Here is a 16,624-nt window from a genome sequence, read left to right as displayed (position 1 = left end):
CACTGAATATTTTGTACATGTGCAAGAACTATTGCTGTAATTTATTAAGTGTTATTTACCTGAGGTAATTACCAGAATAAATATTTTTTAATCATCCCAAAGACAGCAAAATTCCCTATATCTGAAAAAGAAAAATTTTATCAATCTTAATTTCAACCGTAAAAGCCGAAGTTTCATGAATATGAAAATGCTAAGTAACTGAAACAAAATCAGTCAGAATGGGCTAAGCTCGATATTGCTAACAACATACAAATAAGCTTTATACATAGCTTAAAGACTTAGTGTGCTACAACACCCAACTTGAAATCCGCTGTATCTCTAAACCTTACTTCTAAAAGGAGTGAGGCTTTGACTTTCCCTGAGAGCTTCCCTAATACTAGTAGTTCGCCAAGTGAACTTGGCGGGGTAAAGGGTAAGGGGTAAGGGGGAAAGGGTTTAAATCTCTTACCCTTTTCCCTTTCCCCTTTCCCCAGTCCTCACAAGCGCATTTTTGGGTTGGCAGACTACTAGTTATCTGTGACAGTGGATAGAACAAGTTATTTGAGCAACTTTTCTCACAAAGCCTCATTTTGTTCAGTTTCACAAAGAATTGGATAAGTGAATTAGGTCTGTTTTATGCTTTTTTCGGTTGAATTACTTAGTTTTTTACTATTTCAGGCTTTTCACTGAGAGGGTATTTTTCATAAAGTATTAGACGATTAACTTTTGTAGGTGATAATTATACCTGAGAATTACAGAGTTAACTCGTAGGGCAAGAAATTCACAATTTAACTTAGGTCTGAAACAATATCCTACGAGAAAACAATTTCTAGTTGCAGTTTTCTTTGTTTATTTATTTAATTGACATTTTTTATCTGCGAGAAATACATCAATTTACAAAACAAAGGTAAATAAAAAATTAGATGTCAAAATATGCACCTAATTTAGATAAATTAGTATTCCGTCCACAAAACGGGCGGAACTAATAGAAAAAATTTTGTTAGCGTCCCCTAAAGATATTAAAATCTTATTTTTTAAAGTGAACAGGGAAAAGGGAGTGCATTGGAAGAGGATTTAGACCTCTCCCAATTCCTTTTCCCTTTAAAAAAGGAGGCTTCACAAGGGACAAGGGAACAGAAGTTTACTGTTCCCTATTGCCCCAACCCTGTTGTCTGGGAGGCAACAGCCTCGGTGAAAGGTTAGAATCAGATTTAGTAACCTTCAATAGCGTAACCAGCAGCAACAATTACCTGTTTGATTGACTCCTCAGAAGCTTCGGATTCAACCGTGACAGTTTTAGCGTTAACATCTACATCCACCTTTGCATCAGGTTCCATAACGTGGATTGATTCAGTAATTGTGTCTGCACATCCCTCGCAAGCAATATTTGATACTTTCAGTTTTAGTGCCATTTATTACCTCTATATGGAATTTTTAAATTATTTCTTAAGAATTAATGTAAAGGAGTCTCTAGCGATCGCACATCCTACCAGAGTAATGTAGTGGTATAGAAGCATCATAATCGCTGCATTAAGCTGAATGACTGGCAGCAATACCAAACAAAATGCAAAAATATATAAAGCTGCTTATGGAAATACACCTAGTGACCTAAGGCGGAAGTCAGATAATAGTTAACTGTCGACAGTTGACCATTAACTATCAACTGTCATCAGTCAACCGTCATCAGTCAATCCTCATCAGTTAAAAGTAAAGTTAAAAATACCCATGTCTTCAAATCCCCAATACCTCAGCGGTAACGAAATTCGTAATATATTTCTCGACTTCTTTGCCCAACGGGGTCACCAAATTCTGCCAAGTGCCTCCCTCGTGCCAGAAGATCCAACCGTGCTGCTGACGATCGCGGGGATGTTACCATTTAAGCCGATATTCCTGGGGCAGCGCACACCAGAATTTAAACGGGCTACTACTTCTCAAAAATGTATCCGCACCAACGACATCGAAAACGTCGGGCGCACCAAACGGCATCACACGTTTTTTGAGATGCTGGGTAACTTCAGCTTTGGTGATTATTTTAAAGAGCAAGCGATCGCCTGGGGTTGGGAAATCTCTACACAAGTCTTTGGCTTTTCTCCCCAAAACCTCGTTGTCAGCGTTTTTGAAGATGATGATGAAGCCTTTGAGATTTGGCGCGATCGAATCGGTGTCTCGGTAGCGAGAATTAAACGCTTGGGCGAAGATGATAACTTTTGGGTGTCTGGACCAACTGGGCCTTGTGGTCCTTGTTCGGAGATTTATTATGACTTCCACCCAGAACGCGGCGACGAAAACATTGATTTAGAAGACGATACCCGGTTTATCGAGTTTTATAACCTCGTCTTTATGCAATATAACCGGGATGCTTCCGGCAATTTAACGCCACTGCAAAACAAGAATATCGACACCGGCATGGGTTTGGATCGAATGGCGCAAATTCTCCAAAAAGTACCCAATAACTACGAAACTGACCTGGTTTTCCCTATCATTCAAACAGCAGGGCAAATTGCTGGTGTTAATTACCACAAAAGTGATGAAAAAACCAAAACTTCGCTAAAAGTCATTGGCGATCATATTCGGGCTGTCATTCACATGATTGCTGATGAAATTCGCGCTTCCAATGTCGGACGGGGTTACGTACTGCGGCGATTAATCCGGCGGGTGGTGCGTCATGGGCGATTAATTGGCATTTCTGGCGAATTTACTACCCAAGTTGCTGAAACTGCGATCGCTCTTTCCGAATCAGCTTATCCTAACGTGCGGCAACGGGAAGCAGCAATTAAAGCGGAGTTGCAACGGGAAGAATCAAATTTCCTCAGAACTCTGGATAGAGGGGAAAAACTTCTAGAAGAAATTATCCAAGAGGTGAAGCAGCAAGGGAAAACTTCTATTAGCGGTGAAAGTGCATTTACTCTTTACGATACCCACGGTTTCCCCTTTGAACTGACTCAAGAAATTGCTGAGGAAAACAACCTAACAGTTGATGTTGAAGGATTTCAGAAAGCAATGGAAATCCAACAACAAGAAAGTAGAGGCGCACACGAAACCATCGATTTAACTGTGCAAGGTTCTCTTGACAAATTAGCAGAACACATCCAAGTTACCGAGTTTTTAGGCTACACCCAACCTGCGACGACGGCGAAAGTCGAAGCAATTTTGGTCGAAGGCGTTTGCCAAGAGGAAGCAGAAGCGGGGACAGAAGTGCAAATAGTCCTTGACAAAACGCCATTTTATGCGGAATCCGGGGGACAAATCGGCGATCGCGGTTATATCTCTGGTGATGGTATCCTTGTTCGCGTCGAAGACGTGAAGAAAGAATCTGATTTCTTTGTTCACTTCGGACGCATGGAACGCGGTACACTGCGCGTAGGCGATCGCGTCACCGCCCAAATCGATCCTGCTTGTCGCCGCCGCGCCCAAGCTAACCATACTGCAACGCACCTATTGCAAGCCGCTTTGAAGAAAATTGTCGATGATGGTATATCTCAAGCTGGTTCCCTAGTTTCCTTTGACAGATTGCGCTTTGACTTCAACTGTCCCCGTGCGTTGACAGCAGACGAAGTGCAACAAATTGAAGAACAGGTAAATACTTGGATTGCGGAAGCATATGTTGCAAAAGTGGAAGTATTACCTTTAGCAGAGGCCAAAGCTAGAGGTGCCGTTGCCATGTTCGGCGAAAAATACGGAGATGAAGTGCGAGTAGTTGACTTTTCTGGCGTATCAATGGAACTATGTGGTGGGACTCATGTCAGTAATACTACTGAGATTGGCGTCTTTAAGATTATTTCCGAAGCAGGAGTAGCTTCTGGAGTGCGGCGCATTGAAGCTGTTTCCGGACCGGCAATATTAGATTATCTCAACGTCCGGGATAAAGTCGTTAAGGATTTGAGCGATCGCTTTAAAGTTAAACCCGAAGAACTACCAGACAGAATCACAAGTCTGCAAAGCGAACTGCGAACAGCCGAAAAGCAACTAGAATCGTTGAAAGGACAGTTGGCGATCGCTAAATCTGACAGTTTGCTGCAAACAGCGGAAGTTGTCGGCGATTCTAAAATTATTGTCGCCCAATTAGAAGATGTTGATCCAGAATCACTGAAAACCGCAGCCGAACGTTTGCTACAAAAAATCGGTAATGGTGCAGTGGTACTGGGTTCTGTTCCCGAAGTAGGGAAAGTGAGTATAGTTGCAGCTTTTAGTCCAGAAGTGAACAAAAAAGGACTGCAAGCTGGTAAATTTGTGGGAGCGATCGCTAAAATCTGCGGTGGTGGCGGTGGTGGCAGACCGAACTTAGCCCAAGCTGGCGGTAGAGATGCGAGTAAACTACCAGAGGCTTTGGCACAAGCGCAAACTGAGTTAAAGTCAGCGCTGGGTTAATTGTAGTTAGCTGAAAAACATCTCAATTTGCATAACCCAATTAAACACAACTCCTATGGGTGGGCATCTTCCCCACCCTGAAAATATAAGTTGTATACCTAACAGCTTAGTTGTAGTTATTAATGGGTAAGAGATTAGACTCATACCAATTCACGAAATTATTGATACAAATCACTTCCTCTACTCCTTTGCTTCCTCTGCTTGCCTATGTGTATCATTTTTTAAGTGAAATGGTATCATATCTGATTGCTATAGAACTCTACTGAACTATCCTTTAAGAAAAAATTTTTCGAGGTAATATATATGTATTCTGAAATAATAATTACATATTCATGTATAGTCAATACTGCTCGGGTTTTGCATTTTTAACTCGGAATTGGGTTTGGGGTAAAGGTTAAAGGGTAAAGGTTAAAGGTTTTTTCTTTCCCCTTTCCCTTTCCCCTTTTCCCCTTAACCGACAAGTATTGCATGTATAGTTTATTACTAAATTGATTAATGAGTATTAATAAAATTACAAACCTACTATCTAGATTTTGCAAAATGTATTATTATAGTAATATGGGAATTACACATTGTACAAATAGTAGCCTTGTGTAAGTAAGTGACCTTGAACCAAACAATACAGTTGCAGACTTTTAAAATTTTAAAATGTCTAGCTTAAGTGTTGTCTATTATTTTCCTGATGATGTTTTGTATTAGTCTAGTATACTTTGAGTTCTGCCACAGTCTCTTTAAGTCCTAGCTTTGTATAAGCTTGCCATATTACTTACCCATTTGCTCATCCTGATTTTCTATTATATGTGTACCTTTGTGCAAAAATTGGTACTACGCTTAATTGGAGTTAAGTTCTTTTAGCTTAACTCCAATTAAGCAAGTTAAGTTAGAGTTTTCCGATATACCCAAACTTCTGTATGTATTTACATAAGTTACCCGATAATTTTTATCTTAAATCAAATACAAGTCAATGTCATACGAAGAATTAGAAGACATCATAGATGCGAAGATACAGAAAGCTATACGGAAGCACGAGATGATAGTTGCTTTCATAAGTAGTATTATTGGTTTGGTTTTTATAGTAGGTTTGTTCCACGCTATTTGGCTCAACCACATTCAAATTAAAAATCTTTGGTTGAACTGATTAGTGGTTACTTTCTAGAGATCCCTATTATCAAGTGTTCCCTGATGTTCATAACACTAATGCAAGTTATACCAATTCTCTATGAAGATGTATATAACAAGATCCCAATGTAATCCCCTGACAAGTCTAGGTTTTTTAGATTGTGCGTTTTGATTGACGTGGGAACTTGGGTACGCAAAGACACCGAGAGAAATTTCTGAAGGAAAAAATTAGCTTTTTTCTACTAAATTTGGAAAACTTACACTTGTCAGCCTGTAATCTCTCCAAAACATTGAGGGAAAGACATAACTGCAAGGTAAATATATGCTGCTTCTTTACGAAGCAGTATTAATTAAATATTTTTTTTGTAAAAGGGAATTGCACCGATGGAGAGTAAAAATAATAGCAGGGCTATGTTCGTCTTATTTTTAACTGTATTTATAGACTTACTTGGCTTCGGAATTATCCTGCCAATACTGCCTTTATATGCCCAACAATTGGCTGCAAAACCAAGTGAAGCTACTCTCCTTGTAGCTATTTATTCGTTAATGCAGTTCTTATTTGCACCATTATGGGGCAAATGGAGCGATCGCTACGGCCGTCGTCCAATTTTATTACTGACTTTATTTGGTTCTGTAATTGCATACATAGGGCTAGGCCTTGCCAACTCATTGTGGATTTTGTTTATCGCTCGTAGTCTTGCTGGCATCATGGCAGGGAATATTGCTACTGCACAGGCCTACATAGCAGATATCACCACTCCAGCTAATCGGGCTCGTGGTATGGGGATAATAGGAGCAGCTTTTGGTCTTGGCTTCATTCTTGGCCCAGCCATTGGAGGCATTTTGACAGGAACCGATCCCCACAATGCTAACTTTCATCTACCATCTTTATTTGCAGCTGGATTATCTTTATTAGCATTTCTTTGTGCTTTGATATTACTTCCAGAATCTCTCAATTCTGAGAGCAAAGCCAAAATCCAAGCTCGTGAACATCATCGACGACAGCTAAACTTGCAAGAGCTTTCACAACGTCCACAGTTCTGTATCCTCATTGGAATCTACTTTTTAGTGACCTTTGCTGTTGCAGCTATGGACTCTACATTGGCTTTATGGTCTAAGCAAGAATTAAACTGGGGTCCTCAACAAACTAGTTATCTTTTTGCCTTCATGGGCATTGTCAGCACAATCATTCAAGGAGGACTCATCGGATTATTCAAAAAATATTTAGGTGAAATCAAGTTACTTATCTTGGGAATATTAGGATTAGCTTTAGGATTACTGCTAATTGGATTCTCACAAAGCTTAATTTCACTGTTAATTGCCACCACACTTATCGCATGGGGAATTAGTGTTAGCCAACCAACATTAAACAGCTTAATCTCTCAGATGGCAAACCCAGAGGAGCAAGGACAAATATTAGGAATTGCCAGTTCTTCCTCTGCGTTAGCCCGCATCCTTGGACCAACGTGGGCAGGGGCTAGCTTTATGAAATTTGGGACTTCTGCTCCTTTTTTGAGCGGATCGTTAGTAGTGCTGGTAGCTTTGATTCTTAGTTTGCGAGTGACTAAAAGTAGTTTACCTAAATCAAAAATAGAACGTGTTGCGATTTCCCATATCAAGCCATAATAAGCTAGCAATAACCTTCTCAAAGTCATCTTTAAAAGCAAGGATTTACGAGGATTTAAACTTTTTGATACATCATCCACTACTTTTCAAACATCCTCTTAGATTACAAATTACTATGACAGGTCGCCGAGTATTATTTTTAGGCATCTTTGTAAGCATCCTTCTTACCTACGCAATTTGGCTCGGTGGGAGTATACCTGCAAGTATCATCAAACTTCCTGACCAAGGATTAAACTGGTACTACTGGAAACTTCCCAACCCCACTTTTTGGAGTCGAGCCACGGCTTGGGGTATGTACCTTGGGCATCAGTTTAGCATCTGGGGTTGTATCTGGTGGGCGCAGCAAACCCAGCTGAAATACAAATCAGCCTTGCACCCGATTAATTACATCATGCTTGCCATCAATTTTGCATTCATCGCTTTACACTTCCTTCAGACCTATATTTGGTACGATGCTTTAGCTCAAGATACTTCAATTTGGGCTTCTCAAGGTGCAGTTGTACTTCTATTGATCTTCGTATTGATCTTAGAAACGCCTCGACGTGGTTTGTTTTTTGGTAATTCTGTTCCATTTCATCAACAGTTTTTGCAAATTATCAAGCTGTACCACGGGTACTTTTTCTCCTTTGCCGCTATCTATACGTTCTGGTATCATCCAATGGAAGCGACTTTGGGGCACTTAATTGGTTTTCTCTATATGTTTTTGCTGCTACTCCAATCGTCGTTGATTTTTAACCGCAGCCATACAAACCGTTGGTGGACATTCACTTTAGAAATTACAGTGCTTTTGCATAGTGTAGTTGTCTCCTGGATGCTGGGACAGAGTAAATGGCCAACATTTCTCTTTGGTTTTCTTGGTATTTTAGTACTTACCCAACTCCACGGTTTACCTCTCGGTATTTGGACTAAACGTACTATCTACGGAACCTTCTTAGTGAGTGTACTGGGTGTTTATGGATTGAGCGAACGTGGGTTGGGCAGAATTTACGAAGTAACCTACATCCCTCTGATTGAGTTTGGACTGGTGGGTATGATTTACTTCATGTTCCTCCTCGTCTTATGGACAATTTCCCGTTTACCTATCAAGACGTAATATACTGGTTCTGATTTGAATGAGATACTCATGGGGACGCATAGATACGTCCCCATGAGTATCTAGCTATTTCAACGTCGGAGCATCAATTGCGTTGGCGTAGTTTCAAAACAGCACCTGAAACACCAAAAACTAATATCGCAAAGCTATAACTTGGTTCGGGAACTGCAAGAATGCTTACCTTATTGATAGCCAAGCCTTGTTCTGGAAAAGAACTGCTAAAAACGAGTCGTGAGATATTTGCTTCATCACTACGAACTCCTAAGAAAAGTGCGGAATTATCCAAGAGTAGCGAGGAAGTCCCTTGAGCCGAGAAAGTACCCAAAAGGTTATTGAGGCTATCATAAGCCGAAACAAATGCATTGAATGTAAAGCGATCGTCTACAGTTATCTGAGTCCCAGCACCAAAAACAGGCCGATCAAAATTAATGGCCAAAGGTCCACCGTTACCATCGATAGGAAAAGGAGCATTAGGTCCAAAAGCTCTTACGTCTATGCCTCCGAAGAGAACATAATCACCATTGGCAAAGTTAGTGCGAATACCAGGAGGAGGTGAAGTTTGAAAGACAAATGGTTTGCTAATCAAAGGATTATTACTTGGAGCTATATTAACATCCAACCCTAAACCACTTTGAGACGTTGCTGAAAAAGAATTAGGTAAAAAAGTAGAAGTAGGACCTAAACTTGACCAATCAACTTCATCATTGCCACCAAAAGCATTGCGATCGGTGACTAAAAATGTAGCTGCTCTAACTGGTAATGAAATAACTGTTATTAAAGCTGTAATTGCTGGTAAATATTTGACCGAGAACTTGAATAATTGATTTATCCTAAATTGCACAAGGCTTACTCCTGAATTTCTGAGAATAAGAGCGTCAAAATAGTATCGTCTATAGCATAGACTTAACTCTTGAATCTACACCAAACTAACTTTTTGGTTATTTATTAAATAATCTTACAATATAGACTGAGAATATTTAAATTTTATTTTCTATAAAAATTCCATCTTTCATCTCTTTTAAGTACAATATCTGCCGCACAAGATTGTTACTGTTTTCTGGAAGTACTACATTATTTTTCAAGTAATTACACAAATTTTTAGCTATTTAGACCAGAAATGAGATAGGAGTAGGGAGTGATGTAGTTGAATTAATTGAAAATTATTGTAAACAACATCACTTCTTATAGACGCAATTAATCACGTCTCTACCTACTCCGTCTCTTGTCTAATAGCAATTGGAAAAATGATTGGGACAGTCTACTTTTAGCCTGTCAGTAATTTGTGAATCTTGCTAGTTTTAGACCAACTTAAAACTCACATTAGATGGGGTATTTTCAAGAAAAGCGAATTGAGTATTGCCAAAAGACAAACTACCAGTAGAGGCATTGTAAGAAAAGTCGTTAATACTACTAGCACCGAATCCTACTTTAGAAAGTTGAATGATGTCGTTCTGACTAAAGCTGTAATCTTTAATAGTATCAAGACCATCCAAAACACTGCTGAAGAAAAAGGTATCTTTACCAGATCCACCTATAAGACTATCATTACCTAATCCACCAGCAATGAAGTCATTACCGGAGCCACCGAAGATCGTGTCATTCCCATCATTACCGAATAATCGGTTGTCTTGGTTGTCACCAGCAATTTGGTCACTTGCATTAGTACCGATAACATTGTCAAAGTTGATTGCCGTAAATGATAATGTCCCTAAACCAGGAACGTTATTGGCAGCTAAGTTTTCGTTTTTTAGATCGACAGTGATAGATACTCCTGGTAAAGATTGAGATGCATCTATGGTGTTGTTGGCAACACTCGCATCAGCAATAACTGTTTCTACTTTCAAGAGTTGATCTTGTCCGAATCCACCAGCTTTTTGAACTGTTCCAACACCTGACAGAGTAATGCTTTTACCTAATTTGCTGTAATCTGCGATATCAATACCATCGCCGCCATTAATACTGTCGTTACCTCGACTACCCTTGATGGTGTCATCGCCTGTACCACCAGCTAAATTATCGTTGCCTTTTCCACCATCAATAAGGTCATTGCCACCTCTACCATCAATGATGTCATCACCATCGTTACCAAATAGTTGATTATTTTGGTCATCGCCTTTAATAGTGTCATTGACATTGGTACCTATGACATTATCAAAGTTAATTACATTGAATGTTAATGTTCCCAAAACAGGAACATTATTAGCAGAGATAGTTTGGGCTTGGAGGTCAGCAGTAGCAGATACCCCTGGCAACGATTGAGATGCATCTATAGTGTTATTAGCAACACTCCCATCAGCAATAACTCTTTCTACTTTAAATACTTGGTCTTGTCCGAATCCACCAGATTTGGTAATTGTTCCGACACCTGAGAGGGTGATTTTTTTACCCAGATTGCTGTAGTCTACGGTATCAATGCCATCTCCGCCATCAATGCTGTCATTTCCTCGACTGCCATTGAATAGATCGTCACCAGCATTACCAGATAATTTATTACTTTGTTTGTCGCCAGTAATTTGGTCACTTGCGTTTGTGCCGATGACATTATCAAAGTTGATTACTGTAAATGGCAATGTCCCTAAACCAGGAACATTATTGGCAGCCAAGCTTTGAGTTTGCAGATTAACAATGATAGATACCCCTGGCAAAGATTGAGATGCATCTATGGTGTTGTCGGTAACACTGGCATCAGCAATAATCTTTTCTATTTTCAAGAGTTGGTCTTGTCCTAATCCGCCACCTTTTTCAACTGTCCCGACACCTGAGAGGGTAATGCTTTGGCCTAGTTTGCTGTAGTCTGCGGTATCAGTGCCATCACCGCCATTAATGCTGTCGTTTCCTTGACTGCCCTTGAAGGTGTCATTACCACTACCACCAGCTAAATTGTCATTGCCTTTTCCACCATCAATAAAGTCGTTGCCACCTCTACCATCAATGGTGTCATCACCATCGTTACCAAATAATTGGTTCTTTTGTCCATCGCCTTTAATAGTGTCACTGATGTTAGTACCGATGACATTATCAAAGTTGATGACATTGAATGTTAATGTTCCTAAACCAGGAACATTATTAGCAGAGATAGTTTGGGCTTGGAGGTCAGCAGTAGCAGATACCCCTGGCAACGATTGAGATGCATCTATGGTGTTGTTAGCAACTTTCGCATCAGCAATAACTGTTTCTATTTTGAAGAGTTGGTCTTGTCCTAATCCACCAGCTTTTTCAACTGTCCCGACACCTGAGAGGGTGATGGTTTGACCTAGTTTGCTGTAATCTGCGGTATCACTACCATCGCCGCCATCAATGCTGTCGTTTCCTTGACTGCCCTTGAAGGTGTCATTACCACTACCACCAGCTAAATTGTCATTGCCTTTTCCACCATCAATAAGGTCGTTGCCACCTCTACCATCAATGATGTCATCGCCATCGTTACCAAATAATTGGTTATTTTGTCCATCACCTTTAATAGTGTCACTAACATTGGTACCGATGACATTATCAAAGTTGATTACATTGAATGTTAATGTTCCTAAACCAGGGACATTATTAGCAGAGATAGTTTGAGCTTCGAGGTCAGCAGTGGCAGATACCCCTGGCAATGATTGAGATGCATCTATAGTATTGTTGGAAACAGTCGTATCAGCAATAACCGTTTCTACTTTAAATACTTGGTCTTGTCCGAATCCACCAGATTTCGTAATTGTTCCCACACCTGAGAGGGTAATACTTTTACCTAAGTGGCTATAGTCTGCTGTATCAGTATCATCACCACCATCAATGCTGTCATTCCCTTGACTACCTTCAAATATGTCGTTGCCGCCATTACCAGCTAATTTGTCATTACCTTTTCCACCATCGATGGTGTCATTTCCCAGACCACCAGAGATATTATCATTGCCTCCAGCACCAAAAATCTCATCATCATTAACTGTGCCCAACAAAAAATCATCGTTGGGAGTACCAGCAATAGTCGCCATAATATATACCTTTTGGGTTTGTACAGATCAAATCTGTTGGATACATGTAATATCGCATATTACAATTAAAAAAATGATGAATTTCTCGTTAAAAATACTTAAATAATAGTCAATATACTTCTCAAAAGTTAAAGTTTTCATGAAGTTATACTCTGTAACATCCCAAAGGTACGGTTTAGTATGGTTTATACTTATATAAATTTGAGCAATTATTACTACGTGTCTGTAGTCAGCTAATCCGCCTTCAAGTTGCATAATCCTTAGTTTTAGGTCGTTTGGGAAGACAACAAATCTACTCTACAGACCGCCCTCTCTCTTCATCCTCTTCTTTTGCTGAAGGTATTGACAGACTAACTAATTTAGGATGATTGCATTTACGGGCTACAGGTTAATTACAGAAAGGCTTTGATTGTTTTCGGAGATGTCTATTAGTCTCTTATCAGTCCATCGCCTATATAAAAGCGGGCACCAAGTGTATTATACAAATTGCTGAACTCTACCGATGTAACGAATTCTGTGTCATGTGGATTGTGGAGAAATGCCTTCTTGTTTTTGTAGTTTAGAGACAAAAATTGATAGACATGTCCACCGTCGATCTCCTTGCCTTTACTCTTTAAACTGGTGTGAGTATAGGTGACCTCAGCATCCTTTGGATATGGCGGGCCATTTTCATCAAGCTTAACAGAAATTATCGTAAAACCCTGTTCTTTAAGATGTTGTAAGGTGGTCTTGCCATCCCAACCTTTTCTTGTGACATCACCACCTTTTGTTGAGTATTTAACCTGGATACCTCCTTCCAGGACTCCGATATGCGGAACCAATACCATGTATTCTGTTTCGTCAAATTTTACCATCTTAATAGTAGCGGTCTCTTTCTTGGGAGGAATCCAGCAGGTTACAGGTTTTCCGTCTTTGATCGCCCGGTTCAAGATGCCGATCATCTCTGATTCGGCTGTTGCTGTGGAGGCATCCAAATCAGACTGATGCTCCTTGGATGAATAGCCCTTGGGAATGTTGCCGGTAACCAACCGGAATGCCTCTATTATTGACCCTCCTGATATGTTCTCATATCCACCTTTGATAGATGCAGTTGCTTTCTCGATGATCTGAGGCCAGATTCCTTGAGTTTCAGAGGCCTGGGCAAAAAGCAATTCCCCACTCTCATTGGCAGCAAACCAATTGTTAACAGTTACTTCGACCTTCCGTGTTTCCTCTGATTCCACTGAATTCCGCAGGAAAACACGTACCCTCCAGGAATCAGCTGCCGTCGTCGGAGCGATCATTGATTTAATTGCTTTTTTGCCTTCGGATGTATCTACAATGGAAGCGAGTACGGAAAGAAGCCAGCAGTCACCAATAGCCCCCTGTTCAATATCCTTGCTTGTGGGTTCGCCCACAAAGGGATCGCGATCCAGTTGTACAAACTTTTCTGGCGTGTAGTCCAATTCTTCATTTTTTTTGCCCGCTATACCAGGCTGGGTTTTGGTATCTTGCGAGTTGACAAAACCTGTATATTCCCGATCTTCGCCAAATATCTTTACCTTGACCCATTTTTTTGACCCGCTATCGAGTTCCTGACATGCAGTTCCGACATCAAGTTCTTTAATGATCTGGGAAGTCTTTGATCTTTTCTTATAGAGATTGGTCTTACGGGCGATCGCGATCCCATCTCCCAACATCCTTTGAACAACAGGGATATATTGGCGATCTTGGCGATCTTTTATGATGGATGAAGAAATCAAACTTACTTTTTCCCTAGAAGCCCAAACAGATGAACTGGGGTTATTTGCTGTGTCCATCTGAACACTCTCTGGTGACTTTTCTGTTGCAGCTAGGACTACTGGGCTAGATTTTAGTCGGTGATTCAGATAGTACTCCCCCATTGTAGTTTGATTATCTCTTTGTGCTGCTTTCCGACCCATCACTTCCGCTTCCTTCTCTAACGCAGTATCATCATTTACATGCACCATTCCCTTCATCTGCATCGTCGGTTTAACCCTTCTCTGCATCTGTTGAACAACATGCCAAGCTTCATGGGGTAAATGCTCCTCTTGTCCAGATGCGACATGAATCTCTGTCCCTTGGGTGTAAGCTAAAGCTTGTAATTGGGCAGGTTTAGGCGAATTAAAATGAACTTTGACATCATCTAACGAATATCCCGAGAGATTTTCTACCCCTGCTTTGAGATTATCCGGTAATCCAGTTTGATTGGGGTTTTCGACTTCTTTGACTTGTATTGGTTCAGCAGTAGCTTCTACAGTGGATTCTTCTTGCTCTTTACCTTTACTAAAACGAAGCTCGTTTTCAAATTGATCGAGTCGTACCTTGCGTTGAATTTGATTGGTCTGTGGTTGATGAATTCGTTGCACGACCTGACGGGCCGTTTCGTCAGTTTCCTGTTCATACTTATCGCCAGGCTCTCCAATCGTCAGTTTTGGTTGAATTGGTGTTGGTGTATCTGGTCTATGAAGTGGAATATTGACGATATTATGACCAAAACGACGGGCGTGTGACAATCGAGAATTCAATAGTCCGTCCATCTTGGCTTGTAAAACTGTTAGGCGCTCCTGTCCTTCGGGTGTAATTGAACCATACTTGGCTTGTATTTCAAGTCCAGTTGCCTCCATCTGTTGTTCAGCAAAGGCAACATCTTCTATATCAGTTGATGTCTTTGCTGCATCTGATACTTTTGGGGGCTGACTAGCAAACGGTCTATACGCTAATTCAGGGTGTGAGTTTGGTGTCGAGGAATTGCAATAGATAGATGAGTAAGTCTTTGAAGATTTTGTTTTGTGCATTGTTTTACAAGCTTATGATTTACAATCAATCTGACATCAGTAGACATCTCCGAAAACAGTTAAAGCCTTTGTTTGGCTAGGCTGTAGCCCGTAAATGCAATCATCCTAGATTAGCTAGTCTGTACGAGAAAATAAGACTTTGAAATATTTGCTGTTGATAATTAGATAAAAATATTTAGTTATATCCAATACTTTCAACCTGATGATATAGCCGATCGCTAGCATCAGGTAAAATAACCCTCTTTTCTCACTCTAGGCAGAGGAAAAATGGAAATAAGGAATATTGCAGTTTTGAAAAATTGAACGAGTTAGATTATTGACAAGCATTTATCTATTAATCTTTGTCTTTGTTTAGGATTCTCTTCAATGTAATTGTGTATATTGCTCATGCTTCTGTCTCAAAATAACTCTTTAATGTTCTTTTATCACAGAATGATACTATTTTGGAGATGTCTATCTGTTTAAGCCATTTCACTATCACCGGAATATCATCAATTCGCTGAGAATATATTTCCATTGTTTCTCTTTATACTCGCACCCCAATCAAGAGCGCGATCGCTCTAGTAGTTCGTCAAGGAAACTTGGTGGGGTAAAGGGTAAGGGGAAAAGGGAAAAGGGAAAAGGTTTTAATTCCTTCCCCCAACCCCAGTCCCCTTTTCCCAGTCCAAACCTAGTAATTTTGGCTTGGCAGACTACTAGGCGTCAAAAATTGCCCTATGGCTGTTCTCTACACTACCGAGAAATGGTCAGTGTTACGCGATGGGGTTGGAAAATTCTCCTATTCCTTTCCTCTCAAGGTATTAACTCCTCTCTCCCTTCAAAAATGAGCGAACGTACAGTCATGATATGACTCAAAAAAGAGACAAGAGGACAAAGAGAGGTTTACCCCCTTTTCACTTTGTCTTCTTGTCCATTAATAGTTTTCCTATTCTTCATTCCTTGTTGTCTGCAACGAAGTTTCATTCAGCAGATTTACCAATCAGGTTTGTTAAGGCCTCAATGAGGCGATCGCTTTCCATTGGTATAATATCCTTCCCATGCATCACATCTTGAGTAACATGAAAATTAACTAATGTACCTAAAAAAATTCTTGCTGTTGCCTCTGGATCGGTAATATTTAGTTCTGGGTGAACAGCGAAATACTGGGCGATCGTTTCCAGCATTGGTTTAATCATTGCCCGAACACAAATCTGAGTTAATTCTGGAAAACGACCAGATTCCCCAATTAGCACTCGCATAAATGCACTGTGTTCCTGGTCGTTATTCATTTGTTCTAATAATTTGGTTCCTAATTGGCGCAGTACGATTTTTGGTTCTCCCTCCATCGGTTCCGTGCCAAACAGAGAGTTAAACTTCTCATGTGCCAAGTACTCTATCAGTACTTTAAAAAGTCCTTCTTTATCTTGAAAGTGGCTGTAGACTGTCGCTTTAGAAACACTTGCCGCTACTGCTACCCGATCCATACTTGTACCAGCATAGCCATTTTGCAGAAACTCCTGCATTGCGCCTTGCAGAATTTGCTCTACTTTATCAACGGAATTATCTCGATCGACTTCGTCAGTTTTAATCCGTACCATTTATTAATTATCCTCTCTTATAAAGAATTTTAATAACTTAATCGGCATTTACAGCATTTTTTAGCCACAATCCTCAATCCCCAATGCCGAGTT

General features: G+C 40.2%; 8 protein-coding genes. 3 read left to right on the top strand and 5 right to left on the bottom strand.

What is annotated here, in order from left to right; genetic code table 11:
* Positions 1 to 1,190 precede the first annotated feature (1,190 nt).
* Positions 1,191 to 1,391 (bottom strand): heavy-metal-associated domain-containing protein, encoded by a 201-nt coding sequence (locus ACFG4S_RS32340; protein ID WP_392532939.1) that lies wholly within the window; start codon positions 1,389 to 1,391, stop codon positions 1,191 to 1,193.
* 313 nt (positions 1,392 to 1,704) lie between these two features.
* Here ACFG4S_RS32340 and alaS point away from each other — a divergent pair, with 313 nt between their 5' ends.
* The 3 genes from alaS to ACFG4S_RS32325 all read left to right on the top strand — a co-directional run bounded on the left by alaS (position 1,705) and on the right by ACFG4S_RS32325 (position 8,185).
* On the top strand, positions 1,705 to 4,347 hold the full coding sequence (alaS, locus tag ACFG4S_RS32335; RefSeq protein WP_392532938.1) for an alanine--tRNA ligase: 2,643 nt from the start codon (positions 1,705 to 1,707) through the stop codon (positions 4,345 to 4,347).
* Positions 4,348 to 5,850: 1,503 nt separating this feature from the next.
* Positions 5,851 to 7,092, top strand: a complete 1,242-nt coding sequence (locus tag ACFG4S_RS32330; RefSeq protein ID WP_392532937.1) for an MFS transporter — start codon at positions 5,851 to 5,853, stop codon at positions 7,090 to 7,092.
* Positions 7,093 to 7,207: 115 nt separating this feature from the next.
* Positions 7,208 to 8,185 (top strand): hypothetical protein, encoded by a 978-nt coding sequence (locus tag ACFG4S_RS32325; RefSeq protein WP_392532936.1) that lies wholly within the window; start codon positions 7,208 to 7,210, stop codon positions 8,183 to 8,185.
* An 85-nt stretch (positions 8,186 to 8,270) separates the two neighbouring features.
* Here ACFG4S_RS32325 and ACFG4S_RS32320 read toward each other — a convergent pair whose 3' ends face one another.
* From ACFG4S_RS32320 to ACFG4S_RS32305, 4 genes are all read right to left on the bottom strand, one after another.
* Positions 8,271 to 9,026: a hypothetical protein gene (locus tag ACFG4S_RS32320; protein WP_392532935.1), complete on the bottom strand. Its 756-nt coding sequence runs from the start codon at positions 9,024 to 9,026 to the stop codon at positions 8,271 to 8,273.
* Between the two features lie 457 nt (positions 9,027 to 9,483).
* Positions 9,484 to 12,156 (bottom strand): beta strand repeat-containing protein, encoded by a 2,673-nt coding sequence (locus tag ACFG4S_RS32315; protein ID WP_392532934.1) that lies wholly within the window; start codon positions 12,154 to 12,156, stop codon positions 9,484 to 9,486.
* Positions 12,157 to 12,584: 428 nt separating this feature from the next.
* Complete coding sequence (locus tag ACFG4S_RS32310) at positions 12,585 to 14,954, bottom strand: C2 family cysteine protease (protein ID WP_392532933.1); 2,370 nt, start codon at positions 14,952 to 14,954, stop codon at positions 12,585 to 12,587.
* Positions 14,955 to 15,913: 959 nt separating this feature from the next.
* Entirely contained in the window at positions 15,914 to 16,531 is a 618-nt protein-coding gene (locus ACFG4S_RS32305; RefSeq protein ID WP_392532932.1) for a TetR/AcrR family transcriptional regulator, read from the bottom strand.
* Positions 16,532 to 16,624 lie beyond the last annotated feature (93 nt).

Source organism: Nostoc sp. C117, from assembly GCF_043099735.1.
Taxonomy (GTDB): Bacteria; Cyanobacteriota; Cyanobacteriia; order Cyanobacteriales; family Nostocaceae; genus Nostoc.
Note: the sequence above shows the minus strand (reverse complement) of the source record. Positions and strands in the feature narration are given on the sequence as shown.

Excerpts from the sequence above, each read along its gene's own strand:
- ACFG4S_RS32330 (WP_392532937.1), top strand. The coding sequence starts at position 5,851 with ATGGAGAGTAAAAATAATAGCAGGGCTATGTTCGTCTTATTTTTAACT.
- alaS (WP_392532938.1), top strand. The coding sequence starts at position 1,705 with ATGTCTTCAAATCCCCAATACCTCAGCGGTAACGAAATTCGTAATATA.
- ACFG4S_RS32310 (WP_392532933.1), bottom strand. The coding sequence starts at position 14,954 with ATGCACAAAACAAAATCTTCAAAGACTTACTCATCTATCTATTGCAAT.
- ACFG4S_RS32340 (WP_392532939.1), bottom strand. The coding sequence starts at position 1,391 with ATGGCACTAAAACTGAAAGTATCAAATATTGCTTGCGAGGGATGTGCA.
- ACFG4S_RS32315 (WP_392532934.1), bottom strand. The coding sequence starts at position 12,156 with ATGGCGACTATTGCTGGTACTCCCAACGATGATTTTTTGTTGGGCACA.
- ACFG4S_RS32325 (WP_392532936.1), top strand. The coding sequence starts at position 7,208 with ATGACAGGTCGCCGAGTATTATTTTTAGGCATCTTTGTAAGCATCCTT.
- ACFG4S_RS32305 (WP_392532932.1), bottom strand. The coding sequence starts at position 16,531 with ATGGTACGGATTAAAACTGACGAAGTCGATCGAGATAATTCCGTTGAT.